Origin of the sequence: Hymenobacter antarcticus (genome assembly GCF_039539545.1) — a bacterium.
GTDB classification, from domain to species: Bacteria; Bacteroidota; Bacteroidia; order Cytophagales; family Hymenobacteraceae; genus Hymenobacter; species Hymenobacter antarcticus.
In genome coordinates this window covers 38072-61943 of sequence record NZ_BAABDI010000013.1, presented here as the reverse complement: position 1 = coordinate 61943, position 23872 = coordinate 38072, and the positions used below count along the sequence as shown (strand labels likewise).

Below are 23872 nucleotides of genomic sequence, written 5' to 3'. Positions count from 1 at the left end.
ACCAAATTTTGCACAGCTGCCCCCAGCACTTGGAAACGTAAGTGAGGCGTTGAAAACTCCGAAAAACTGCTGGTGCCCAAGTGCCTTCAGAGACTGGAAACGCAGTTGTGAATTTTGGTGTGGAAGCCCTATACCTGCCTAACAATTACAGAATTTGTACAGAATAGGGCACTATGTTTACGGCGCGCCTGCTGCAATTCCTGTAATTCCTGCATGTCCCGCTGGCGGCGACATGCCTCCTGCTGCACCTAAAATCACCTCTCAAAAAACATATGTCCAAAAGGATGTTGCGTACCTGGCTAACGGCCTCGTTCGGCCTGTTGGCATCCGGGGCCTTTGCCCAACAAGTGGATAGCCTCTCCTTTATCCGCTCCAAGCGCATGTCGGACGACGACCTGGCCAAAAAACGGGAAGGCCGGTTCGTGACCGGCTTGCCGGACCTGTCTTCCGACCCGGTTACGGGGGTGGGTTTCGGGGTGAAAACCAACATTATCTGGAACGGCAACCGCGACAATCCGCTGTTTGCCTACACGCCCTACCTCATGCGCCTACGCGCCAATGCGGCGTACTACACCAGCAACGCCCGCGAGCTGACGCTTTCCCTGGACGTGCCTTATTACAAGGGTACGCGCTGGCGCTACCGCCTCGACTTCAAGGCGCAGCAGAACCCGGCCAACCTGTACTTCGGCTCCTCCGAGGCCACGCTTGGTCGCCTGCGCCTGCCCTCGAACCCGGGCGTTACGTTTGCCACCTACGCCGAATACGATGCGGCCCGCAAGGCCCTGCGGCCCGGGCAGCCCGGCGAAGCCGCGGAGGTCACCGATGCCCTGTCCAACCGGTTCCGGGAAACCGAGGTAATGCTGAACCTCAAGGCCGACTACGCCTTGGGCAAAGGCAAATGGCGCGTCATGGGCGGCTACGAAATCCAGCACCTGTCGTATGCCACGTTTCAAGGCACGGAAGCCGATGCCACCCGCCCCGTTACCGGCCAGCAAACCACGGCCCCCAACGGCACGGCGTTGCTTCGGCGCGATGCGCAGCAAGGGTTGATATTCGGCCTCGACGGGGGTTGGGTATCCATTATTCAGGCGGCGCTGATTCACGATACGCGGGACTTTGAGCCCGACCCCACCCGCGGGGTTTACTTCGAAGCGGCCAACGAGTTTTCCAGCCCGGTCATTGGGTCGCAGTTCAGCTTCAACAAGCTGTTTTTCCAGGGCCGGGCCTACCGCAAGCTGCCCGTCGGCAAGCGCACGGTGCTGGCCGGACGCGTCGGCGTCGGCAACATTTTCGGGGAAAAAGCGCCATTCTTTGAGTTCCAGGACCAGTGGAGCCCCGATGGCAGCATCAATGCCCTGGGGGGCCGACAGTCGTTGCGCGGCTACCGGGCCAACCGCTTCCTGGCCCGCTCGCTGGCGTTTGCCAACGCCGAGCTGCGCATCCGGCTGGCCGATGTGAAGCTGGGCAAGCAGAACTTCGGGCTGGGCGTGGCCCCGTTTGCCGATGCCGGCACGGTGCGCGACCGGTGGCAGGACCTGGGCTTCCGCGACGTCCGGTTTTCGTACGGGGCCGGGGCCCGCATCGCCTGGAACCTGTCCACCATCATCTATGCCGATTACGGCTTGTCCAAAGAAGACCGGCTGTTCTATTTCGGCATCGGGCAGAATTTCTAATGGCCCTAAGCGAAAGCAACCTCATGCAGCTCATGTGGTACATTTGAACGACCACCAGGCTTATGCTACCCCTGCTACTGCGTTTCGCAGCTTTGCCGAAGGCCGGACGGTAGCGGCACTACTCCGGCTCGTCCTCAAACAGCATCCGCACCGCGGGCGTGTAGGTGTCCTCGTACTGGCCCGAGCGCACGGCCCACAGGAACGCGCCTAAAAACGTGAGGGCCACCAGCAGGCTGATGCCGATGAGCAGGAAGATGATGGTCATGTTATGGTTGATACAGTGGAGAATTTAATAGAACGTCATGCTGAGCGAAGTCGAAGCATCTCTACCGCTTCGTCAGCACCGTTCAACGAAGCGGTAGAGATGCTTCGACTTCGCTCAGCATGACGTTCTTGTAAAAACTAAAGCTTACAGCCGGCGGCGGTGGGCGGCGTAGCGCACCAGCAGAGTGGCAAACACCATCACGCTGAGCGAGCTGATGGGCATGAGGATAGCCGAGGCAATGGGCGTGAGCAGGCCCTGCACCGCCAGGCTCAGGCCGATGCCGTTGTAGCAGAAGGAGAGCAGAAACGTGGCCAGCACGATGTGGCGGCAGTCGCGGGCGAAGCGCATGATGGTGGCCAGCCGGCCGAAGCTGCCGGCTTCCAGAATGGCGTCGCAGGCGGGCGAGAAGTTGGTGAGCGTCTCGGTGAGGGCAATGCCGACGTCGGCCCGCTGCAGGGCGCCCGCGTCGTTCAGACCGTCGCCCACCATCACCACCCGGCGGCCCTGCTGCTGCAAGGCTTCCACGTAGGCGAGCTTGTCGAGCGGCGACTGCTGGAACCGCAGCTCGGCCCCGGCCCCAAAGAGCTGGCGCAGCGGGATGACATCCGCGTCGTTGTCGCCGGTGAGCAGCGCCAGCTGGTAGCGCTGGCCCAGCTCCCGCAGCAGCGCCGGCAGGTTCTCGCGGTATTGGCTGCGGATATCGTAGCACCCGGCCGGCTGCCCGTTCAGGGCCACGTACACGCGGGTTTGCTGTTCGGCCGGCGCTTGTTTGGGCGTGTTACAGCGGTTCCCAAGTTCATGTGGCGGTTTCGCCCTGGCCTCAACCCCACCCCCTAGCCCCCTCCCCGATGGGGAGGTGGAACTAGAAACTAGTTCTAGTAATCTAGAGTCTAGTCCCCCCTCCCCATCGGGGAGGGGGCTAGGGGGTGGGGTTGAGGCAGGCAAGATTCCGTTAGCCCCGATAAAAGCCGCTGAGCCCACGCGAACCGGCGTGCCGGCCACCACGCCGCTGATGCCCTGGCCGGGGATTTCGACGTACTCCTCCACCACAAAGTCAGTAGGGCCCAGATGCGCGGCCAGGCGCTGGCTCAGCGGGTGCGTGGATTGACTTACAAGCGCCGCTACGCGCCGCGCATCCTCGCGGGAAAGGGCCGGACCGGAGAAATCGACGGCCGCGCGATGGGCATCGGTGAGCGTGCCGGTTTTGTCGAACACCAGCGTATCGGCGCGGCTCAGCGTCTCGATTACGGCGGCGTTTTTCAGGTAGAGCCGGCGGCGGCCCAGCACCCGCAGCGCGGCGCCCATGGCGAAGGGCGTGGCCAGCGACAACGCGCAGGGGCAGGCAATTATCAGCACCGAGGTGAAGGCGCGCAGGGCCATTTGCGGGTCCCTGGGGTACCAGTACAGTACGGAGCCCACGGCCAGCGTGAGCGTGAGGGCCACGAAGTAGCGGCCGACGTGGTTGGCGTAGGTTTCCAGGGTGGGCCGGGCTTCTTTCTCGAAGGCGGGGTTGTTCCAGAGCTGCGTGAGGTAGCCCTGCGAGACTTCGCGCACTACTTCCAATTCGATGGCCTCGCCCATCTGCCGCCCGCCAGCATACACCACCTCGCCCACGGCCCTGGCCACCGGCACGCTCTCACCCGACACGAAGCTGTAGTCAATCAAACCCGCGCCGCGCAGCAGCACGGCGTCGGCCGGAATGATTTCCTGGTGGCGCACCCGGATGCGCTGCCCGGCCTGCAGCTCCTTCACCGATACCGACTGCTCGCCGGCTTTGGTGAGCCGCGTCACGGCCACGGGAAAGTAGGAGGTGAAGTCGCGGTCGAAGCGCAGGGCGTCGTAGCTGTGCTGCTGCACCCACTTGCCGATGAGCATGAAAAAGACCAGGCCCGTGAACGAGTCGAAGTAGCCCGGCCCGCGCTGGGTGAGCACGTCGAACACGCTGGTCGCAAACAGGGCCGTGAGGCCCAGGCTGATGGGAAAGTCGAGGTTGATGTAGCGCTGCCGAAGCCCCTGCCAGGCCGATTGGTAGAACCCGCGCGCACTCACCAGCAGCACCGGCAACGCCAGCAGCAAACTCAGCCACCCAAAGAACCGCCCGAACGCGGCGTGCAGCCCTTCGGTGAAGGAAAAGTAGTCGGGAAAGGCCAGCAGCATCACGTTGCCGAAGCCAAAGGCGGCCACGCCCAGCTGGTAGTACAGCGTGCGGCTGGCGGCGTGGGGCTGCGCGCCCAGCTCGGCCAGCGTAATCTGCGGCTCGTAGTTGATGGCGGCCAGCAGGGTCACCACGTCTTTGAGGCTGGTGGTAGCAGGATGGTAGCTTACCGTCAGCTCCTTGCGCAGGAAATTGACCCGTGACTCCCGGATGCCCGCGTTCAGCTTGAATAGGTTTTCGAGCAGCCAGATGCAGGAGGCGCAGTGCATCTGCGGGATGGTGAGCGTGAGCCGGGCCAGCGTGGGCGAGCGAAACGCCAGCAGCTGGCTCTGCACCGACTCCAGGTCGAGGTAGTCGAAGCGGCCGGGTAATTCCACGGTTTTCACGCGCTGGCCGGGCTGCTCGTCGAGGCGGTAGTAGCCGCACAGGTTGCTGGCGGCCAGCAGCTCGTATACGGCTTTGCAGCCCGGGCAGCAAAAATGCAGCTCCGGCTGCCCGGTCAGCTCAATGGGCTCGGCGGGGCAGTCGTCGCCGCAGTGGGTGCAGGCAACGCAGTTCATGGTTTCGGGGGCGGCGGTAAGGGGCACGGGCGGGCAGGCTGATGGCAGCCGCAAAGCTCCGGTTGGCCTGGGCGGGGGAAGCTGATGAATGTCACCTTCAAGGCTGATTCATTTCAGTCGAAACCGATGCTGGCCGAATACGGGCTACCGGTAAATCAGAATGCGGGCGGCTTCCAGGCAGTGCAGCGCATGCGGCGCGCCGCTTGGGATGATGACGTAGTCGCCGGCCGTTACCTCGGTGGGTACGTCTTCCTGGGTGATGATGAGCCGGCCGGCCAGCACCGTCACCAACACGTCGACGGAGGCGTGGTGGGTGGGCATGATTTCGCCCGCGGCGAAGGTTTTGTAGATAACTTTCTGGCCGTTCTTTTCCAGCAGCACCAGCGCTTTCTGCTCACCGGCGGGGGCGTGGGCACCAGCCAGCAGGCTGCCGCTTTTCAGGGGAGGATAAGTCAATGTCATGAAGCAGGGGAGTAGAAGTGTTTCAACGGATAGCCGGAGCCACTAGAACTTGCGGGCGTGGCAGGCCGTGCAGTCCGAGAGCGTGGGCAGGGCGTAGGCCTGCTTCTGAATGGCCTCGTCCATGGCTTGCTGGAAGGCATCCAGGAGCTGACTGCGGGCCGCATCCGGCAGGCTAGGCAGCACTTCTTCCATGGCCGTGCGGTATACGTGGGCCATGAAATTGGGGCCGTAGCGCGCAAAAAACCGGTCGTGAATGTTGCCGAACGACACCCGCTCTGCCGAGGAGATGGCCAGCGACAGCGCCAGCCATTCCTGCGCGTTATTCTCCAGGTCGAATTGTAATTCCTGCGTCATGGGTCAGTGAGAAGCGGCAGTCGGCAAAGCGGCTTTTCGGATTGTTCGGAAAGCCGCTTTGCCTGGCACTATTAAGATAGCCCAAAACTACCGGCCTCTTTTCGGCCCCCACATGACAAACCTCACCCACCGGCCTGAGCTTCATCAGCCCCGGCCGTGGCCCTTGGCGACTGGCGAAACGCGCCGCCGCGTCTGCCGTGGTGCTTTGGTGGGGACAAGGCTTCAGGTTTGCGCGTTTACGAAACTCATCTCTGCGGAGCATTTCGTGAACGATGAATCGTAGACGGGTTTCTTAAATTCGCCCCGCGCTATAGGAGCAAGCTGGCTACCAAGTGTAGGCTGATTCCTGCCGTTTGCCGAAAGGAGCGTTTCTTTACAAACTATGCTGCTTCCCCTCTTTGGCTTTGTCTTCGGCGTGGTGGCCAGCACGCTCCTCGGAGCCACTGTTATTGCGCTACACCCCCGCTGGAAGCTGACCTTTACGAATATCGCCTGGTTTGTCGGCGGCGCCTTTGCGGGGGCCGTCGGTTCGTCGCTACTCTACACACGGGTGTTTGCCGATGACAACCAGCTCTTGCAGTCAACCGCGGCGGTTATTGGGTTTCTGGCAACGCTCGGCGCAGCGACCTTGCTAGGAGGCACTTTGGCTGTTCATATGGGTCAGCGCTTCGGCAGCCGGGCAGCCTAACCCCTGGCTGGAAGCAAACCAGCTGGTTCAGCGAAATGGTAGCAAGGTAAACGCGTTCTGTGTGGAGAAAGCAGCTAACAGAACTACTCGGCCACTTCCTCCTCGCCCATATATAGCTCGGCCGCATCCCTTTTGTAAAGGGCTAAGAATTCGGTGAAACTAGCGGCTACCTGCTGATACTTGTCACCACAGAGCACGAACACAGGATTGGCCGAAGAGGCCTGCGCGTCCAGCCGAATGGCATAGGCAAAGAGGTGAATCATGTAATCGGCAACTACATAGAACTGCTCGTGCTCGGGCCACGTGCGAAGCAAGTCGCTGTACTTAGGCACCCCGTGGTAGTCGTGAAACCGCTCGGCCACCGACTGAACTTCGGCCAGCGAGTAAAAGCAAAAGAAGCGCTCATCGTACGCGTCTGCGGTGCCGTTGACCAAGGCGAAGTAGCGGACCAACTCCGCGGGCAGCTGGACGTGGTACCTCTGGGCAAAACGAGCCAATTTGGCTTCGGAAGCCGTTTGCAAGGCAATGGTGCCGCCTTGTTGCAATTGCTGCTGCGCCCACAACAACTCATCTGACTGGTCCATCGGGGAAGCGTTAAAGAGTACGCTGGCAAAGCTATTCGTTTCTGCCTGGGCCCGATTCACAACCGTGCGGCATGCCCCGCTTAGGACGATGTGGTCCAAGAAAACGGTGATTTAAACATGCCGCCAAGCTATTTCACATCCTGCCAAACGGTCATCAGCAACACGTTAATCCTGAACCTTGAACTTCGCTTCTCACGCCTCAGCGTGCTATAGTTCCCGTTTTCCAAGAGCACCCCAACCTCCCTACCACCGGGCGTGGCGCAGCTTCTCGGGCTCCAGCACCCGGATATTTCCGGGCGTGAGCTCAACCAGCCCGTCGGCTTTGAACTCGCTCAGGGTGCGAATCAGCGACTCCGGGGCGGTGCCCACCATGGCGGCCATGTCCTCGCGCGAGAGCTGGATGGTGGCCGCCGGGCCGTCGCCGGCCTGCGCGTGCAGGTGCAGCAGGGTGTCGGCCACGCGCCGCCGGATGGAGCTGTAGGCCATGGCCAGCAGCTGTTGCTCCCGCTCGCCTACGCGGTTGGCCAGCAGGTGAATAAACCGCTGGCCGACCTCGGGATTGCGCAGCAGCAATTGCGAGAAGTCATCCCGGGGAATGTAGACCAGCTCCACCTCGTCCACGGTCACGGCCGAGTCGTGGTGTGCGGTGTGCTGCAGGAGCGGCAGGTAGCCGAAAAACTCGCCGGGCCCGTAGAAACCGGTAATCAGCTCCTTGCCGCTTTCGGTGGTTTTGAGCGTTTTCACCCGGCCGGATTTCACGAAGTACAGCCGCGTGGGCTCGTCGCCTTCCAGGTAAATATCCTGCTTTTTGCGCAGCACGTGCACTTTGCGGTCGGCCGAAAGGCTATCCAGGTTGCCCACGGCGCGGGCATCGTCCAGAAACTCGCTCAGGCCTTCGCGGTGCAGGTCATACTCGGGCCGGAGGTGGTGGAAGCGGTTGAGGCGGCCGGTGATGGCGCTGAGCAGCTCCGCTTTGTCGAAGGGCTTGGTCAGGTAGTCATCGGCCCCCAGCTCCATGCCGCGGCGCAGGTCGAGGCGCTCGGTTTTGGCGGTGAGGAAGATGAAGGGTACGCCGGCCAGCTGCGCGTGCTGATTAAAAATCTGGAGCACGCCGTAGCCGTCGAGCACGGGCATCATGATGTCGCAGACCACCAAATCGGGCTTGGTGGCCAGGGCCTGGGCCACGCCGAGCTGGCCGTTTTCGGCCGTGTGCACCGCGTAGCCGGCCAGCTCCAGCAGCTCGGCGGTGTTTTCCCGGATTACGGCGTCGTCTTCAATCAGCAGAATGGTTTTCATAGGGAACGGTGATGGTGACGGTGGTGCCTTCGTTGAGCACGCTATCGAGGTGAATGGTGCCGCGCATGAGCTCCAGGTACTTGGCGATGATGTAGAGCCCCAGCCCCGTGCCGGGCACGGTGGCCACGTTGCGGGCCCGAAAAAACCGTTCGAACAGGTGCGCCTGGTCTTCCCTGGAAATGCCCACGCCCCGGTCCTGCACGCGCAGCGTGAGCAGGCGGTTGTGGCAGGTGGCGCGCACGCTGATGACCGAGTTTTCGCCCGAATACTTGATGGCGTTGGAGAGCAGATTGACCAGAATTTTGCGCAGCAGCGAGGCATCCAGCCGGATGAGGCCGGCGCATTCTCCCTGGCAATCAATGCGCTGGCCCGTTTTGAGCAGCCCCTGCACATCGGCAACCGTCTCGGCCAGCAGCGTCTCCGTGTCCAGGGAGGCCGGCGTGGCTTCCACGCGGCCCTCCTCGATGCGGCCCACCGAGAGGAATTCCTCCAGAATGTCATTCAGATGCTTGACCGAGGAGCGGATGCGGGCCACGTGCCGGAGCTGCTTTTCCTTATGTGGGCCCTGGGCGTATTCGGCAATGAGCTCGGCCGAGGTGAGGACCCCGGTCAGGGGCGTGCGAAACTCGTGCGAGGCCATGGATACGAAGCGCGACTTCATTTCGCCCAGCTCCTGCTCGGCGGCCAGCGCCTGCGTGAGCTCGGCGCCGCGCTTTTCCAGCTGCTCCAGCGTGAGCAGCAGGGCGTGGGTGCGGTCGGCTACCTTCTGCTCCAGGTCGGCATTGAGGTGCTCCACGCGCTGACGCTCAGCTTGTAACGCGCGTTCGGTTTCCTGTTTGAAGGTAATGTCGAGCACGTACGCCACCACGTACAGCTCCGCGTCGAGGTGGAAATAGCTCAGGCTCACTTCCACCGGAAAGTCGGTGCCGTCCTGGCGCAGGCCCCGCAGCACGCGGTTGTGGCCCATGCCGCGCACCTGCGGGTGGGCGTTGAAGGACTCGCGCAGCTGCTGATGGTGCCGGCCGGCCGCGTTGGGCACCAGCACTTCGACGCGCTGGCCCAGCAGCTCGGCGGTGACGTACCCAAACTGCTTGCCGGCTAACTCATTGGCCGAAACAATGTCGCCCGCCTGATTGCAGACAATGATGCCGATGGTGGCGTTGGTAAACACCGCCTCAAAGCGCCGCACGCTGTGCGCCAGCTCGCGCTCAGCCTGTTGCAGGCGGCTTTGCTCGCTGATATGAATCAGGAAAAACGGCTGCCCCGCTTTCTGAAAGTAGGTCAGCTCCAGGTAGGCGCTGAGGGGCGGGCCGGCGTGCCGCCGGATTTCGGCCTCCAAGGCCTGGTGGCCTTCGCGCCGGGCCTGCTCGCAAAGGGCCGCCCACTGGGCACCAGTCCAGGGCGGGGAGTGTAGCGAGTGGTCGGGGTCGGCGAGGAACACCTCTTCGGAGGGGTAGCCCAGCAGGCGCACCCCCGCCGGGTTCACCTGGGTGAACCAGCCCTGGGCCGGGTCATAAATCCCAAAGAATTCCTTGGCCTGGGTATAGAGGAGCTGGGTGAGCGCACCGGAGGAAAACATTGAAGGAATGGGAAAGGAGTGGCCCGACGCGGTGGGATTACCGGACCGGCATCGGCCGGGGGCGCGGCAAGGTCGGCACAAATGCCCGTGAACCGAATGAACCTGACAATTATCAGGCGGCCACCCGATGGGCATCATACGGGCCGCTGTCCCCGTTCGGTAGTTTTGCGGCTCCTTGTTTCGCCCGGGTCCGATGATAGCTACTCTACTTCCGTCTCCACTGCCCGTCGATGCCGCGATGCTGCTGGTGCTGCTGCCCCCGGTGGGCCCCGCCCCGCAGGTGCGCGTGGCCGTGCTGGCGGCGCTGGCGGCCCTGCAACGGGAGTTGGGAGCGGCCATTCGGGTGCTGCCGGTTGATGGGGGCACGCACCCCAGCGTGGTGCATAGCTTCCACGCCCCCAATCTGCCCTGCTTCGTGCTCATGCGCCAGGGCGTCGAGCTGATGCGCCAGTGCGGCCTGCCCGAAGGCGAGGCCATTGCCCTGCTTCTGCTCAGCAAGTTGGGGCCAGTCGAGGAGGCCGGTGAATAGGAGTGCATTGGTTTTCAGGTTGATGTATGGGGACTGAATGGTGTTGATACGCAATACTTTGCGTCTTGGCGTTCGCGCCATCCAATCATCGTTCAACGCCGAGACGCGAAGTGTCGCACCGTGCTCGCATACCATTTCGCGACGATTATAAGTAGCTGTGGGCGCAACTTTTTAGGGGTGAAGTCTGTAATTAGGGCGGCTTAAAATAATTTTTAGGTAAGCCTAAATTCAACTACCTTGCAGTCTAATTCATTACCCCCCGCGATGCCTGCCCCGATTGTTGCTCCCGCACCGCTCCCCGAAGCGGCCGGGCTTCCCGTTGCCGAACCCGGCTGGCGCAAGCCGCGCACGGCCCCGTCGCTGCGGGAGGTGTTTGGCACCATCAAGGTGCCGCCGGCCAGTGCCTCGTTCTGGCGCAAGCTGTTTGCCTTCTGGGGGCCAGGCCTGATGGTAGCCGTGGGCTACATGGACCCCGGCAACTGGGCCACCGACCTGGCCGGCGGCTCGCGCTACGGCTACACGCTGCTCTCGGTCATCCTGATTTCCAACCTGTTCGCCATGCTGCTCCAGCATCTGGCGGCCAAGCTGGGCATCGTATCGGGGCGCGACCTGGCCCAGGCCTGCCGCGACCATTACTCCAAACCGGTGGCCATGGTGCTGTGGTTTTTGTGCGAGGTGGCCATCGCCGCCTGCGACCTGGCCGAAGTCATCGGCTCGGCCATTGCCCTCAATCTGCTCTTTGGCCTGCCGCTCAGCTGGGGCGTGGTGCTCACCGTGCTGGACGTGCTGGTGGTGCTTTACTTCCAAAATAAGGGTTTTCGCATCATCGAAAGCATTGTGGCGGGGCTGATTGTCATCATCTTCGGCTGCTTCGTGTACGAAATCATCGTGTCGCACCCCGACTACTTTGCCCTGCTGGCCGGCCTGGTGCCGCGGAAGGAAATCGTGACCAATCCGCAGATGCTCTACATCGCCATCGGCATCCTGGGCGCGACGGTGATGCCGCACAACCTGTATCTACACTCCAGCATCGTGCAGACCCGCCAGATTGAGCAGACCGAGCCCGGCAAGCGCATGGCCATCAAGTTCGCTACCATCGACTCGACGGTGGCGCTGTTTCTGGCGTTTTTCGTGAACGCGGCCATTCTGGTTATGGCTGCCGCTACTTTTTACAAGAGCGGCATGTATGAGGTGGCCGACATCAACGACGCCCACAAGCTGCTCACGCCCGTGCTCGGGGCCGGGGCCGCCAGCACGCTTTTTGCCGTGGCCCTGCTGGCTTCCGGCCAGAATTCCACGCTGACGGGCACCCTGGCCGGCCAGATTGTGATGGAGGGCTTCCTCAACATCCGCCTCCGGCCCTGGCTACGCCGCCTGCTCACCCGCAGCATTGCCGTGGTGCCGGCTTTGGTGGTCATCCTGCTCTACGGCGATAAAGGGGCCGGCCAGCTGCTGGTGCTGAGCCAGGTGATTCTGTCCTTTCAGCTCAGTTTCGCGGTGGTGCCGCTGGTGCTGTTCACCAGCAGCCGGGCCAAAATGGGCGTTTTCGCCAATGGTTTGGTCGTTAAAATTATTGCCTGGCTGGTGTCGGGCATCATCATCGCCCTGAACGTCTACCTGCTGTTCCAGACCTTTTTCGGATAACCAAAACAACGGATGTTCGGAGGTGTAGCGCGGACTTTGTAGTCCGCGAGTTCAACGGTGCCACTCGCGGACTACAAAGTCCGCGCTACATCCCGCTGCTTTTCTGTCATTGATTTTTGAAGTCCTTGCTATGAAACTTATCCTACTATTACTAGTACTGCCGCAGCTACTCCTGGCCCAAACCGGCACCATCACGGGGACCGTGCGCGACGCCCGGCAGCGGCCCGTACCGTTCGCCAGCATCGTTCTGCCCGCCGCCGGGCTGGGGGCCACGGCCGATGCTCAGGGCGCTTTCCGGGTGGCCGATGTGCCGGCCGGGACCGTGCGGGCGGTGGCCAGCGCCGTGGGCTACGCCAGCGTTGCCCGCGACGAAATGCTGGCCGCCGGCCAAACATTGGACCTGTCGTTTGGGCTGGCTGCCGCGCCCGCCGCGCTCCACGAAGTGGTGGTAACGGGCGTGAGCCGGGCCACCGAAATCCGGCGCAGCCCCGTGCCCATTGCTACGCTGAACCGCCGTGAAATCAGCCTGAATGCCAACACCAACGTCATCGATGCGGCCGTGCGCGGCATTCCGGGCCTGAGCGCCGTGACCACCGGCCCGAACGTGTCGAAGCCCTTCATCCGCGGGCTGGGCTACAACCGCGTGCTGACCATGTACAACGGCTTGCGCCAGGAAGGCCAGCAGTGGGGCGACGAGCACGGCGTGGAAGTGGACGGCTACGACATCGAGCGGGTGGAAGTGGTGAAGGGCCCCGCCAGCCTGCTCTACGGCTCCGACGCCGTGGCCGGCGTCGTCAATCTGCTGCCCGCCCTGCCCAGCGGCCCCGAGGGCCGGCTGCGCGGCGAGGCCCTGGCCGAATATCAGTCCAACAACGGCCTCCTGGGCAATTCGCTGGGCCTGAACTACCAGAAAAACGGGTTCCAGACCAGCTTCCGGGCCAGCCACCGCCTGGCCCGCGACTACCGCAACAGCGTGGATGGCCCGGTGTACAACACCGGTTTCCGGGAGCTGACGCTGACCGGCATGGCCGGCGTGAATAAGGCCTGGGGCAGCTCGCACTGGCACCTCACGCTCTACGATAACCAGCAGGAAATCCCGGACGGCAGCCGCGACTCGCTCAGCCGGCGCTTCACCCGCCAGGTGCTCGAAAACAGCCAGGAAGACATCAAAAACCGACCGCTGGTGAGTAACCAGGAGCTGCGCGATTACGCCATCGGGCCGCTGCATCAGCGCATCCGGCACTACCGGGTGTTTACCAAAACCCAGGTCCACCTGGGCGGAGGCGAATTGCACCTGCTGTTGGGTGCGCAGCAGAACAGCCGCCAGGAGTTCAACCACCCCACCGCGCCCGCCCAGCCCGGCCTGGCCCTGAACCTGACCACCTACACTTACGACGTGCGCTACCACCTGCCCGACTGGAAAGGCCTGCAAACGAGCGTGGGTAGCAACGGCATGGGCCAGCTCAACCGCCACCAAAACGCGACCGACTTTCCCATTCCCAACTACGACCTGCTGGATGCTGGCGGCTTCCTGCTGCTCAAAAAGCCCCTGGGCAAGCTGGAGGTGAGCGGTGGCCTGCGCTACGACACGCGCTTGGTCAGCTGGAATAACTTTTACGTGGCCCCCAACCCCGCCACGGGCTTTGATAGCCGGGCGGCGGCCGACGCGGCGGGCGGGGCGCTCCAGTTTCCGGCGTTTCGGCGGCAGTACCGGGGCGTGTCGGCCAGCCTGGGCGCGAGCTACGTGGCTACTGAGCGCCTGACGCTGCGCGCCAACCTGGCCCGCGGCTACCGGGCCCCCAACATCCCCGAAATCGGCTCCAACGGCCTCGACCCCGGTGCCCACATCGTGTACCTCGGCAACCGCGGCTTCGAGCCGGAGTTCAGCTGGCAGCAGGACGTGGGCGTGCTCTGGCACCAGCCCACCCTCGATGTCAGCGTGGAGGTTTTTCACAACTACGTGCAGAACTTCATCTATCAGGGCCGGCTGCTGGACGACGCGGGCCAGCCGGTGGTCATCGTGCCGGGCAACACCACCTACCAGTTTCAGCAGGCCGCCGCCCGCCTCTACGGCCTCGAAGCCAGCCTGAACCTGCGCCCCGCCGCCCTATCCTGGCTGGCCTGGAACAGCAGCGTGGCCCTGGTGAACGGCGAAAATGCTGACGCCACGCTGCGCGAAAACCAAGGCGCGGCCGGCCGCTATCTGCCCCTGATTCCGCCGTTGCGGGCGCGCAGCGAGCTGCGCGCCACCCTGCCCGCCGGCAAGGGCCGCCTCACGGATACCTATTTCCGCGCCACCGTGGACGGCAGCGCCCGCCAAAACCGATTCTACGCCCTCGACAACACCGAAACCGCCACGGCCGGCTACGCCCTGCTGGGCCTGGGGGCCGGCACCACCTTCAGCAGCCGCGCCGGTCGCCCGGTGGCCCAGCTGTTTGTGCAGGTCGATAACGTGTTCGACACCGCCTACCAGGCCCACCTCAACCGCCTGAAATACTTCGAGTACTACGCCGCGTCCGCCAACGGCCGCTCGGGTATTTATAACCCCGGCCGCAACGTGGGCGTGAAGGTGGTGGTGCCGTTTTAACGCGGCAGTAGCGCGACGTAGCGCGAAGCGGTGCTTCGCGTCCCCGCGCCGTTGGAGCCGCGTGAACGCGAAGCACCGCTTCGCGCTACTGCCGCGTACTTTTGCCCCGTCATGCGCTTGCTCTATCTCCTGTTCTCCGTGTATTTCGGCTTGCTCTCGTGCTTGCCGCCAAACGCGGACGCGCATGAGCTAACCGAGTCGCTGGCCCTGCGCAACCACCACGAGCAGGCCCACCACGACAGCACCCTGCTGGATTTTCTGCTCGACCACTACGCCGGCCAGAGCCACAGCCACGACGACCACGGGAATGACCAGAAACACCAGTCGCTGCCGTTCCATCACGCTCACGACTGCTCGAACGTACTCGTGGCCTGGACTACGCCCGCCGTCGTGTTCCTGACGCCGCCGCCCGCATTGGCGCTGGCCGATGTGCAGCTAACGGACTACGCGGCGGGTGCCCCCACGGGCGTTGCGACCACCTGCTGGCAGCCGCCCAGGGCCTAAACCCTTTCCTCACTTTTTCCGGCTTCGCCGACGGGCTCCGCTGCGTGTGGAGCACGGGCATTGGCATTTACGTACGAATTTTGTTTCGGGCGTATTTGCCGCCGGCATGCTTTTTTTTGGTCAGGGTTCTCACTTAAAGCGGCTTCATGTTCGACCGGCTGATTCATTTTTCTATCCACAACAAGCTCATTATCGGGTTGCTGACGCTGGCCCTGGTGGCCTGGGGCGGCTACTCGCTCAGTCGGCTGCCGATTGACGCCCTGCCCGATATCACCAGCAACCAGGTCATCGTGTACACGGTGGCGCCGTCGCTGGCCGCGCAGGAGATTGAGCGGCTCGTGTCCTTTCCCGTCGAGCAGAGCATGGCCACCATTCCCGGCCAGGTCGAAGTGCGCTCGTTTTCGCGCTTCGGCCTCTCGGTGGTCACCATCGTCTTCGAAGACAACATTGACATTTACTGGGCCCGCCAGCAGGTGGGCGAGCGGCTGAAGGAAGCCGAAAGCCGGATTCCGGCCGGCGCGGGCCGCCCCGAGCTGGCCCCGGTCACCACCGGCCTGGGCGAAATTTACCAGTACCTGGTGCGGGCCAGGCCCGGCTATGAGAAGCAGTACAACGCCACCGAGCTGCGCACTATTCAGGACTGGATTGTGCGCCGCCAGCTGCTGGGCACGCCCGGCGTAGCCGATGTCAGCTCCTTCGGCGGCTTCCTGAAGCAGTACGAAGTGGCCCTGGACCCGGAGCGGCTGCGCTCGCTGGGCGTGACGATAAACGAGGTGTACCAGGCCGTGGCCGCCAACAACCAGAACGCCGGCGGGGCCTACCTCGACCAGAATCCCACGGCGGCCTTTATCCGCACCGAAGGCCTGGCTACCTCGCCGGCCGATATCGGCAACATCGTCATTCGCAGCACCTCCACGGGCCTGCCGATACTGGTACGCGATGTGGCCGAAGTGCGCCTGGGGGCCGCCGTGCGCTACGGGGCCATGACCCTGAATAACCAGGGCGAAGTCACGGGCGGGCTGGTGCTCATGCTCAAGGGGGCCAATGCCTCGGAGGTCATTGAGGACGTGAAAAAGCGCATGGCTACCATCCGCAAAACCCTGCCGGAGGGCGTGACGGTAGAGCCTTTTCTGGACCGTTCCGCCCTTGTGGGCCGGGCCATCAGTACCGTCACCAAAAACCTGCTGGAAGGCGCGCTGATTGTGATTTTCGTGCTGGTGCTGTTTCTGGGCAACTGGCGGGCCGGGCTGGTGGTGGCTTCGGTCATTCCGTTGGCTATGCTGTTTGCCGTGAGCATGATGCGCCTGTTCGGCGTGTCGGGCAACCTCATGAGTTTGGGGGCTATCGACTTCGGGCTGATTGTGGACGGGGCCGTTATCATCGTCGAAGCCATTGTGCACCGGCTGCACGGCGGGCGCGCGCCGGGCCACGCGGCCGGCGGGCAGCTCACGCCGCAGGAAATGAACGACGAAACGTACCAGGCCGCTTCCAAAATCCGCTCCTCGGCGGCGTTCGGCGAAATCATCATCCTGATTGTGTACCTGCCGCTGCTGGCCCTGGCCGGCATCGAGGGTAAGATGTTCCGGCCCATGGCCGAAACCGTGGCCTTTGCCATTCTGGGGGCTTTTATACTCTCCCTGACTTACGTGCCCATGATGTCGGCGCTGGCCCTAAGCCGCTCCACGGAAGTAAAAAAGAACTTTTCTGACCGGATGATGGCCTTCTACACCCGGCTGTATCACCCCCTGCTGGCGGGGGCGCTCCGGCACCAGGCGGTGGTGCTGACGGCGGCCGGGGGCTTGCTGGTGGGGGCGTTTTTCCTGTTCCGCACGCTGGGCGGCGAGTTTATTCCCCAGCTCACCGAGGGCGACTTTGCCGTGGAGATGCGCACGCTCACAGGCTCGTCGTTGAGCTACACCATTGAGAAAAGCCAGCAGGCCGCCGGCATCCTCAAAAAGCAGTTTCCGGAGGTGAAAAAAGTGGTGGGGAAAATCGGGTCCAGTGAAATTCCGACCGACCCCATGCCCGTGGAAGCGGGCGACCTGATAATCATCCTCAAAGACCAGAAAGACTGGACCTCCGCCCACTCCCGCGAGGAGCTGGCCGATAAGATGGCGGCCGCCGTGAGCGTGATTCCGGGCGTGTCGTTCAGCTTCCAGCAGCCCATTCAGATGCGGTTCAACGAGCTGATTTCGGGTGCCAAGCAGGACGTGGTGCTCAAAATTTACGGCGAGGACCTGCGGCAGCTGGGCGACTACGCCCAGCAAGCCGGCCGGCTGGCCCGCCAGGTGCAGGGGGCCGAAGATGTGTACATCGAACAGGTGACCGGCCTGCCGCAGATTGTGGTGACGCTTGACCGCAACCGCCTCGCGCAGTTTGGCCTGAACGTGGCCGACGTGAACCGCACCGTGCAAACAGCCTTCGCGGGCGAAACCGCCGGCCAGATATTCGAGCAGGAGCGCCGCTTCGACCTGGTGCTGCGCCTGCGCTCCGACCTGCGCAAGGACATCAACAGCGTGCGCCGCATTTTCGTGGCCGCGCCCAACGGCCGGCAGGTGCCCCTGGAGCAGGTGGCCACTGTGGAGCTGCGCGAAGGCCCCAACCAGATTCAGCGCGACGACGCTAAGCGCCGCATCACGGTGGCCTTCAACGTGCGGGGCCGCGACGTAGAAACCGTGGTGAAGGAGCTGCAAAGCAAGCTGGACCGCCAGCTGAAGCTGGCCCCCGGCTACTACACCACCTACGGCGGCCAGTTCGAAAACCTGCGCCAGGCCACCGAGCGGCTGAGTATCGCCGTGCCGGTGGCACTGCTGCTCATCTTCGTGCTGCTGTTTTTCACCTTCCGCTCGCTGAAGCAGTCGGTGCTGATTTTTACGGCCATTCCGCTCTCGGCCATTGGTGGGGTGGCGGCGCTGTGGCTGCGGGGGATGCCGTTCAGCATCTCGGCCGGGGTGGGCTTCATCGCGCTGTTTGGGGTGGCCGTGCTCAACGGCATTGTGCTCATCGGCTACTTCAATCAGCTCAAGGCCGAAGGCGTCACAGACCTCACCGAGCGCATCATGCGCGGCACCGAGGTGCGCCTGCGCCCGGTGCTGATGACGGCCACCGTGGCCTCGCTCGGCTTCCTGCCCATGGCGCTGGCCACCTCGGCCGGGGCCGAAGTGCAGCGGCCCCTGGCCACGGTGGTCATTGGCGGGCTGGTGTCGGCCACGCTGCTTACGCTGCTGGTGCTGCCCGTGCTGTATACCCTGAGCGAGCGGGGCACCTCACCCCCCGGCCCCCTCTCCAAAAAAGAGGGGGAGCCCGACGCAAACACCGTTGAACTCTCCCCCTCTTTTTTGGAGAGGGGGCCGGGGGGTGAGGTTACGTTGGCCGGCCTGCTCCTACTGCTCTTACTCCCATTCCTAACCCAGGCCCAGGCACCCCTCACCGCGCCGCAGGCCGTAATCCAGGCCCTGCAAACCAATGGCACCGTAATCGCCGGTACCCGCGCCCTCGAAGCCCAGCAGGCCGTGCGCCGGGCTGCCTACGACTTTGGCCGCACCACCGTCACGGGCAGCTACGGCCAATACAATTCTCAGAACCGCGACACACAGTTCAGTGTCACGCAGGCGCTGGCCCTGCCCGGCGTGTACCGCAGCGCGGCCGGCCTGGCCGATGCCCGCATTGCCGGCCAGCAGGCGCAGCTGCAGCAGGTGCAGGCCGAGCTGCGCCGCCAGGTGCGCCTGAGCTACGAGCAGGCCGTGCACGCCCGCCACCGCCTGCGCGTGCTGCGCGGCCAGGACAGCGTGTACTCCGAGTTTCTGCGCGCCGCCAACCTGCGCTTCAAAACCGGGGAGGCGGCCCGCCTCGAACCGGCTACGGCCCTGGTGCAGCAGGGCGAGATTCGGACTCAGCTGCTGGCCGCCCGCACCGATTTCCGGGTGGCCCAGCGGCAGCTGCAGGCGCTGCTGCAGGTACCCACCGCCGTGGCCGTGGCCGACAGCCTGCTCCGCCCCCTGGCGCTGCTGGGCGCGGCGTCGCAGGCTGATTCGACCGCGCCAGCCCTGGCCGATACGCTGCTTGAGCGCGCCAACCCGCAGGCGCGGGTGCTGGCCCGGCAGGTGGCCGAGCGCCGCGCCGAAACCCGCGTGGCCCAGGCGGCGGGCCTGCCGGAGTTCACGGTGGGCTACTTCAACCAAAGCATTATCGGCTACCAGCGGCTCGACGGCGTGGGCACTGAGCGCTACTTTGGCAGCGGCTCGCGCTTCCAGGGGGTGCAGGCCGGCGTGGCCGTGCCGCTGTGGCGGCAGCCGCAAAAAGCCCGGGTGCAGGCCGCCCGCCTGCAGGAGCAGGTGGCTCAGGCGGGCTACGACCGGTACCGCGCCCAGCTAGCGAGCCGGCTTGATGAGCTGCTGGCCCGCCGCACCGAGCAGCAGCAGCGCCTGGCCTACTTCCAGGCCACGGCCCTGCCGCAGGCGGTAATCATTACGCGCCTGTCTACTATTGCCTACAAGGCTGGTGAAACCGGCTATTCCGAATACCTGCTCAACCTGGAGCGCGCCCGCCGCCTGCGCCTCGACTACCTCGACGCGCTGCTCCAACACAACCAGACCGTCATCGAGCTGGAATACCTCTTGGGCAGCCAGTAGTATTACTGCTGCCAGATAGCTTCCCGCTCTTAGAAAATTGATTATGCGACATTTAACAACCGCCTTTTTGCTATTTGGCCTGCTGGCGGGCTGCGGCAAAAAGGAAGATGCTGCCGACACAGCAGCGACTCCCGAAGCTTCCACTGCCGGAGCGGTGGCCGAAAACGGCGCAGCCGACCGCGTTACGCTCACGGCGGATGAGCAGCAGCTGGGCGGCATTCGGCTCGGCGGCTTCACGCGGCGGCCCATGAGCGGCGGCCTCAAAGTGAATGGCGTACTCGATGTGCCCCCGGAAAACCTCGTGTCCGTGAGTGCGCCGCTGGGCGGTTTTGTCGACCGTACCTACCTGCTGCAGGGCTCGCGGGTGCGCAAGGGGCAGGTGCTGGCCACCATCCGCAACCCCGATTTTGTGCAGCTGCAACAGGATTACCAGGAAACCCGCAGCCGGCTCAAATTCGCCAAAGCCGAGTACGAGCGGCAGGGCGAGCTGTACCGCCAGGAAGTAGCGCCCCAGAAAAACTTCCAGCGGGCCCAGGCCGAATACGAAGCGCTGCAAGTGAAAACCAACGCCCAGGCCGCCCGCCTGCGTTTGGCGGGCCTGCCCATCGGGGGCGCTATGGTGAGCACGGCCACGTTGCGCGCCCCCAAAAGCGGCTTCGTGAAGGCGGTGAACGTGAGCCTCGGGCAGAGCGTGACACCCACCGATGTGCTGTTTGAAATTGTGAACCCCGAGCACCTGCACGTCGAGCTGACGGTGTTTGAGCGGGACATTCCGCAGGTTAAAGAAAATCAGCTCATCCGCTTTTCCCTCGGCAACGACTCGGTGAGCCGGGAGCGCACCGCCCACGTCTACCTCATTAGCAAAACCATCAGCGACGAGCGCACCGTGCGCGTGCACGCCCACCTCGACCGCGAAGACGAGCTGCTGCTGCCCGGCACCTTCGTGCGGGCCGTCATCGAAACCAACCGCGTGACCGTGCCCACGCTGCCCGAAAAGGCGGTGGTGCAGTTCGGCGCGCAGGCCTACATTTTCGTGGCTACCGACTCGGCTGCGAAAGCCGGCCCCGCCACTTACCGCATGGTGCCCGTGACGCGGGGCGTGAGCGAAGACGGCTACACCGAAGTGCGCCTGCCCGCCGCCGAGCAGGGCCGGCCGTTGCGCGTGGTGACGGAGGGCGCGTATTCCTTGCTGGGCAAACTCAAAAATGCGGAAGAGGAAGAGTAACCGTTCCTTTCCTGTCCTGAAAGCTGTTTAGAAAGTCGTCGGAATCAAAAAAGAACGTCATGCTTGCTGAGCGAAATCGAAGCATATCTACCTCTTCGTTGAATCGTCCAGAAGAAGCGGTAGCGATGCTTCGACTTCGCTCAGCATGACGTTCCGGAGGGTTTTTAGACTTTTTAAACAGCTTCCTGGCTTCGGACTTGAGTAGTCTGCGCTCTTGTTCTTGTTTATGCCTCGCCTCTCGTAGCCATGCCGAACCCTTCATCCGACAACCTCAGCGAGGAGTTGAACACCGCCAAGCAGGTGCAGCCCGAAAACGTGGGAGCCCTCACTCGCGCCCAGCTCACGCCCGAGGCTGCCGCCGCGCCCCAGGGCCACGACGTGCCCGGCCACGACCACGCTGGCCACTCGCACGATGATGGCCATGGCCACGACCACGGCCCGGCCGGCGACAACCCCTACCTGGTTCCGGGCATCAGCTTCGCGCTACTCATGGCCGGCCTTGCTCTCGATTATTATAAAGCGGACTTTTTCACCGGCTACGTGCGGCTGGCCTGGTACGGGCTGGCGTTTGTACTGGTAGGCTGGAAGGTTATTAAAGCCGCCGTGCTGAGCATTCCCAGCGGAAATATCTTCAACGAGTTTCTCCTGATGAGCATTGCCACGATTGGGGCTTTTGCCATTGGCGAGTACCCGGAGGGCGTGGCCGTGATGCTGTTCTACACCGTGGGTGAGCTGTTTCAGGACGCGGCCGTGAACCGGGCCAAGCGCAGCATCAGGGCCCTGCTCGAAATCCAGGCCACCGAAGTCACGGTGCTGCGGGGCGGCCAGAGCCTGGTGCTCGACCCCAAAGTGGTGCAGGTGGGCGACGTGCTTGAAATCCGGCCCGGCGAAAAAGTGGCCCTCGACGGCACCCTGAACAACGCCCCGGCCAGCTTCAACACGGCCGCGCTCACCGGCGAGTCGGCCCCCCAAACCAAGCAGCCCGGCGAGATGGTGCTGGCCGGCATGATTAACCAGGCAAGCCTCGTGCAGGTCACCGTCACGGCGGCTTTTCAGGACACCAGGTTATCGAAAATCCTGGCCATGGTGCAGGATGCCGTGGGCCGCAAAGCCAAAACCCAGCAGTTCATCACCCGGTTTGCCCGGGTGTACACGCCCATCGTGGTGGCGCTGGCGGTGCTGCTCGTGCTGGTGCCCTACTTCGTGGTGGACGACTACGTGTTTCGCACCTGGCTCTACCGGGCGCTGGTATTTCTGGTGATTTCCTGCCCGTGTGCGCTGGTTATCAGCATTCCGCTGGGCTACTTTGGGGGCATCGGGGCCGCTTCCAAGGCCGGTATCCTGTTCAAGGGCTCCAACTTTCTCGACGTGCTGCGCGAGATTGATACTGTGGTGCTGGACAAAACCGGCACGCTCACCCAGGGCGTGTTTGCCGTGCGGCAGGTGCAGCCCGCGCCCGGCACCGAGGCCGCGCAGCTGCTGCGCCTGGTCGGGGCGCTCGAAACCAAATCCACGCACCCCATTGCCAAAGCCGTGGTGGCCCACGTGGGCGCGGCCACGGCGGGCGTGCCCGTCGAAAGCGTGGAGGAAATAGCCGGCCATGGCCTGCGCGGCAAAGTAGACGGCCGCGACGTGCTGGCCGGCAACACCCGGCTGCTCGCCAGGTTCAAGGTGGCCTACCCGCCCGAAGTCGACCAGGTCGTGGATAGCATCGTGGTCGTCGCCATCGACGGCCAGTACGCCGGCTACCTCACCGTGGCCGATGCGCTCAAGGAAGACGCGGCCCGCGCCATTCAGGAGCTCAGGGCCGATGGCATTACCCGGCTGGTTATGCTTTCCGGCGACAAGGACAGCATCACCCAGCGCGTAGCTAAAGAGCTGGGCCTGACCGAAGCCCACGGCGGCCTGCTGCCCGAAGACAAGGCCCGCTACGTGCAGCAATACCTGGACGAAGGCCGTAAGCTGGCCTTCGTCGGCGATGGCGTGAACGATGCCCCGGTGGTGGCCCTGGCCGATGTGGGCATTGCCATGGGCGGCCTCGGCTCCGACGCTACCATCGAAACGGCCGATGTGGTCATTCAAACTGACCATCCCAGCAAAATTGCCACCGCCCGCCGCATTGCCCGCGCCACCCATAATGTGGTCTGGCAAAATATCTGGCTGGCTTTCCTGGTGAAGGCCGTGGTGCTGGGCCTCGGGGCCGGCGGCCTGGCCACCATGTGGGAGGCGGTTTTTGCCGATGTGGGCGTGGCCCTGCTGGCCATTCTCAACGCCGTGCGCATTCAGCGCATGGATTTCACCAGCAAGCCCTGAGGCCGGGGTGGGGCCGGGCCCACATCTGGGGTCGTTGCTCCGGTCTGACCGCTCCAAGCGGTCTGACTGGTTGTCGGGAGGGCGAAACCGGTGGTTCTTCAACCGGTCAGACCGCCTCGGGCGGTCAGCCCAGACCGTTCAACCTGCCTCCGGCGGCAGCCGGATAAATCTGGGTAAGGACAAGATGGCTGGGTGATGCCTCGTCTCGTGGCCGGGCGGCTATCCTGATAACTGCTGTTACGCACTCTCATTGTTAAAGCGCCTCGGGGGGTGTAGCGCGGACTTTGTAGTCCGCGAGTCTGCGCCGCTACAACCACTAAACGGCGCAGACTCGCGGACTAAAAGTTTGCGCTACTGTCGTCTATCCGTACAATAACCTGGCAACTGCTTTAGCGGGATAATTCCAATCTGAAGAGGCAAATCAACTGGGTACAAAACGGTTTATTAAAATTTATTACTGGGAATAATTAAAATTAATATTTTATTATTACATTTATGGAATTGTTAACTATGCCATGACTGCTTCCTTCCCTTTCCATTCAGACCTGCCTGATACGGCCGAGGCCGGCGTTTATCACACGCATCCACGGTGCCGGATTGGGCAGGGGATTGCCAGTGCCAGCCGGGTGGCGGGTACGGGGGTGGGCCGGCGCGAATGCCCGTTTTGCTTCATGCTGGGGCAGTTTCAGGCCAACCGCGCCCTGCGCGGGTATAGCTACCTGAGCGCCCTGGCCGGCGCGGTGCCGGGCCAGGGGGCCAACATGGCGGGCAAAGGGCAGGAACAGCCCTGTCCGTGAGCGGCCGCGGCCGGCTCCCGTGGCAA

The 23872-nt window shown here is 63.5% G+C and carries 17 protein-coding genes; 10 read left to right on the top strand and 7 right to left on the bottom strand.

Annotated elements, in window-relative coordinates; genetic code table 11:
• The first annotated feature begins 284 nt into the window (after positions 1–284).
• The gene (gene omp85, locus ABD819_RS10865; RefSeq protein ID WP_345124077.1) at positions 285–1673 is read left to right on the top strand and encodes an Omp85 family outer membrane protein; all 1389 of its coding nucleotides are present in this window, start codon (positions 285–287) and stop codon (positions 1671–1673) included.
• 118 nt (positions 1674–1791) lie between these two features.
• Here omp85 and ccoS read toward each other — a convergent pair whose 3' ends face one another.
• The 4 genes from ccoS to ABD819_RS10845 form a co-directional block, all read right to left on the bottom strand.
• Entirely contained in the window at positions 1792–1938 is a 147-nt protein-coding gene (ccoS, locus tag ABD819_RS10860) for a cbb3-type cytochrome oxidase assembly protein CcoS (RefSeq protein WP_345124075.1), read from the bottom strand.
• A gap of 144 nt (positions 1939–2082) precedes the next feature.
• Positions 2083–4680, bottom strand: coding sequence for a heavy metal translocating P-type ATPase (locus tag ABD819_RS10855; RefSeq protein ID WP_345124073.1), 2598 nt, complete (start codon positions 4678–4680; stop codon positions 2083–2085).
• Positions 4681–4797: 117 nt separating this feature from the next.
• The gene (locus ABD819_RS10850) at positions 4798–5115 is read right to left on the bottom strand and encodes a cupin domain-containing protein (RefSeq protein WP_345124068.1); all 318 of its coding nucleotides are present in this window, start codon (positions 5113–5115) and stop codon (positions 4798–4800) included.
• A 42-nt stretch (positions 5116–5157) separates the two neighbouring features.
• Complete coding sequence (locus ABD819_RS10845; protein WP_345124066.1) at positions 5158–5469, bottom strand: hypothetical protein; 312 nt, start codon at positions 5467–5469, stop codon at positions 5158–5160.
• 382 nt (positions 5470–5851) lie between these two features.
• Between ABD819_RS10845 and ABD819_RS10840 the strand changes: the two genes are divergently transcribed.
• Positions 5852–6157, top strand: a complete 306-nt coding sequence (locus ABD819_RS10840; RefSeq protein ID WP_345124064.1) for a hypothetical protein — start codon at positions 5852–5854, stop codon at positions 6155–6157.
• Between the two features lie 83 nt (positions 6158–6240).
• Here the strand turns inward: ABD819_RS10840 and ABD819_RS10835 are convergent, their stop codons facing one another.
• The 3 genes from ABD819_RS10835 to ABD819_RS10825 all read right to left on the bottom strand — a co-directional run bounded on the left by ABD819_RS10835 (position 6241) and on the right by ABD819_RS10825 (position 9616).
• Positions 6241–6741, bottom strand: coding sequence for an SMI1/KNR4 family protein (locus ABD819_RS10835; protein WP_345124062.1), 501 nt, complete (start codon positions 6739–6741; stop codon positions 6241–6243).
• A gap of 243 nt (positions 6742–6984) precedes the next feature.
• Complete coding sequence (locus tag ABD819_RS10830) at positions 6985–8037, bottom strand: response regulator (protein WP_345124060.1); 1053 nt, start codon at positions 8035–8037, stop codon at positions 6985–6987.
• Positions 8015–9616, bottom strand: a complete 1602-nt coding sequence (locus ABD819_RS10825; protein WP_345124057.1) for a sensor histidine kinase — start codon at positions 9614–9616, stop codon at positions 8015–8017. The genes ABD819_RS10830 and ABD819_RS10825 overlap by 23 nt, the downstream gene beginning before the upstream one ends.
• 193 nt (positions 9617–9809) lie before the next feature.
• Here ABD819_RS10825 and ABD819_RS10820 point away from each other — a divergent pair, with 193 nt between their 5' ends.
• The 8 genes from ABD819_RS10820 to ABD819_RS10785 all read left to right on the top strand — a co-directional run bounded on the left by ABD819_RS10820 (position 9810) and on the right by ABD819_RS10785 (position 23846).
• Entirely contained in the window at positions 9810–10145 is a 336-nt protein-coding gene (locus ABD819_RS10820; protein ID WP_345124055.1) for a thioredoxin, read from the top strand.
• 264 nt (positions 10146–10409) lie between these two features.
• A complete protein-coding gene (locus ABD819_RS10815; RefSeq protein WP_345124053.1) occupies positions 10410–11789 on the top strand; it encodes an Nramp family divalent metal transporter in 1380 nt (459 codons plus the stop codon).
• A 130-nt stretch (positions 11790–11919) separates the two neighbouring features.
• On the top strand, positions 11920–14376 hold the full coding sequence (locus tag ABD819_RS10810; RefSeq protein ID WP_345124051.1) for a TonB-dependent receptor: 2457 nt from the start codon (positions 11920–11922) through the stop codon (positions 14374–14376).
• Between the two features lie 111 nt (positions 14377–14487).
• The gene (locus tag ABD819_RS10805) at positions 14488–14880 is read left to right on the top strand and encodes a hypothetical protein (RefSeq protein WP_345124049.1); all 393 of its coding nucleotides are present in this window, start codon (positions 14488–14490) and stop codon (positions 14878–14880) included.
• Between the two features lie 146 nt (positions 14881–15026).
• Positions 15027–19511, top strand: coding sequence for a CusA/CzcA family heavy metal efflux RND transporter (locus tag ABD819_RS10800; protein WP_345124047.1), 4485 nt, complete (start codon positions 15027–15029; stop codon positions 19509–19511).
• Between the two features lie 43 nt (positions 19512–19554).
• The gene (locus ABD819_RS10795; RefSeq protein WP_345124045.1) at positions 19555–20736 is read left to right on the top strand and encodes an efflux RND transporter periplasmic adaptor subunit; all 1182 of its coding nucleotides are present in this window, start codon (positions 19555–19557) and stop codon (positions 20734–20736) included.
• A 246-nt stretch (positions 20737–20982) separates the two neighbouring features.
• On the top strand, positions 20983–23049 hold the full coding sequence (locus tag ABD819_RS10790) for a heavy metal translocating P-type ATPase (protein ID WP_345124043.1): 2067 nt from the start codon (positions 20983–20985) through the stop codon (positions 23047–23049).
• Positions 23050–23564: 515 nt separating this feature from the next.
• Complete coding sequence (locus tag ABD819_RS10785; RefSeq protein WP_345124041.1) at positions 23565–23846, top strand: hypothetical protein; 282 nt, start codon at positions 23565–23567, stop codon at positions 23844–23846.
• The last annotated feature ends 26 nt before the right edge of the window (positions 23847–23872 follow it).

Bases quoted from the DNA above. Each gene is read 5' to 3' on its own strand.
- ABD819_RS10825 (WP_345124057.1), bottom strand. From the start codon at position 9,616: ATGTTTTCCTCCGGTGCGCTCACCCAGCTCCTCTATACCCAGGCCAAG.
- ABD819_RS10840 (WP_345124064.1), top strand. From the start codon at position 5,852: ATGCTGCTTCCCCTCTTTGGCTTTGTCTTCGGCGTGGTGGCCAGCACG.
- ABD819_RS10845 (WP_345124066.1), bottom strand. From the start codon at position 5,469: ATGACGCAGGAATTACAATTCGACCTGGAGAATAACGCGCAGGAATGG.
- ABD819_RS10805 (WP_345124049.1), top strand. From the start codon at position 14,488: ATGCGCTTGCTCTATCTCCTGTTCTCCGTGTATTTCGGCTTGCTCTCG.
- ABD819_RS10830 (WP_345124060.1), bottom strand. From the start codon at position 8,037: ATGAAAACCATTCTGCTGATTGAAGACGACGCCGTAATCCGGGAAAAC.
- ABD819_RS10835 (WP_345124062.1), bottom strand. From the start codon at position 6,741: ATGGACCAGTCAGATGAGTTGTTGTGGGCGCAGCAGCAATTGCAACAA.
- omp85 (WP_345124077.1), top strand. From the start codon at position 285: ATGTTGCGTACCTGGCTAACGGCCTCGTTCGGCCTGTTGGCATCCGGG.
- ABD819_RS10815 (WP_345124053.1), top strand. From the start codon at position 10,410: ATGCCTGCCCCGATTGTTGCTCCCGCACCGCTCCCCGAAGCGGCCGGG.
- ABD819_RS10820 (WP_345124055.1), top strand. From the start codon at position 9,810: ATGATAGCTACTCTACTTCCGTCTCCACTGCCCGTCGATGCCGCGATG.
- ABD819_RS10810 (WP_345124051.1), top strand. From the start codon at position 11,920: ATGAAACTTATCCTACTATTACTAGTACTGCCGCAGCTACTCCTGGCC.
- ABD819_RS10785 (WP_345124041.1), top strand. From the start codon at position 23,565: ATGACTGCTTCCTTCCCTTTCCATTCAGACCTGCCTGATACGGCCGAG.
- ccoS (WP_345124075.1), bottom strand. From the start codon at position 1,938: ATGACCATCATCTTCCTGCTCATCGGCATCAGCCTGCTGGTGGCCCTC.
- ABD819_RS10795 (WP_345124045.1), top strand. From the start codon at position 19,555: ATGCGACATTTAACAACCGCCTTTTTGCTATTTGGCCTGCTGGCGGGC.
- ABD819_RS10850 (WP_345124068.1), bottom strand. From the start codon at position 5,115: ATGACATTGACTTATCCTCCCCTGAAAAGCGGCAGCCTGCTGGCTGGT.
- ABD819_RS10800 (WP_345124047.1), top strand. From the start codon at position 15,027: ATGTTCGACCGGCTGATTCATTTTTCTATCCACAACAAGCTCATTATC.
- ABD819_RS10790 (WP_345124043.1), top strand. From the start codon at position 20,983: ATGCCGAACCCTTCATCCGACAACCTCAGCGAGGAGTTGAACACCGCC.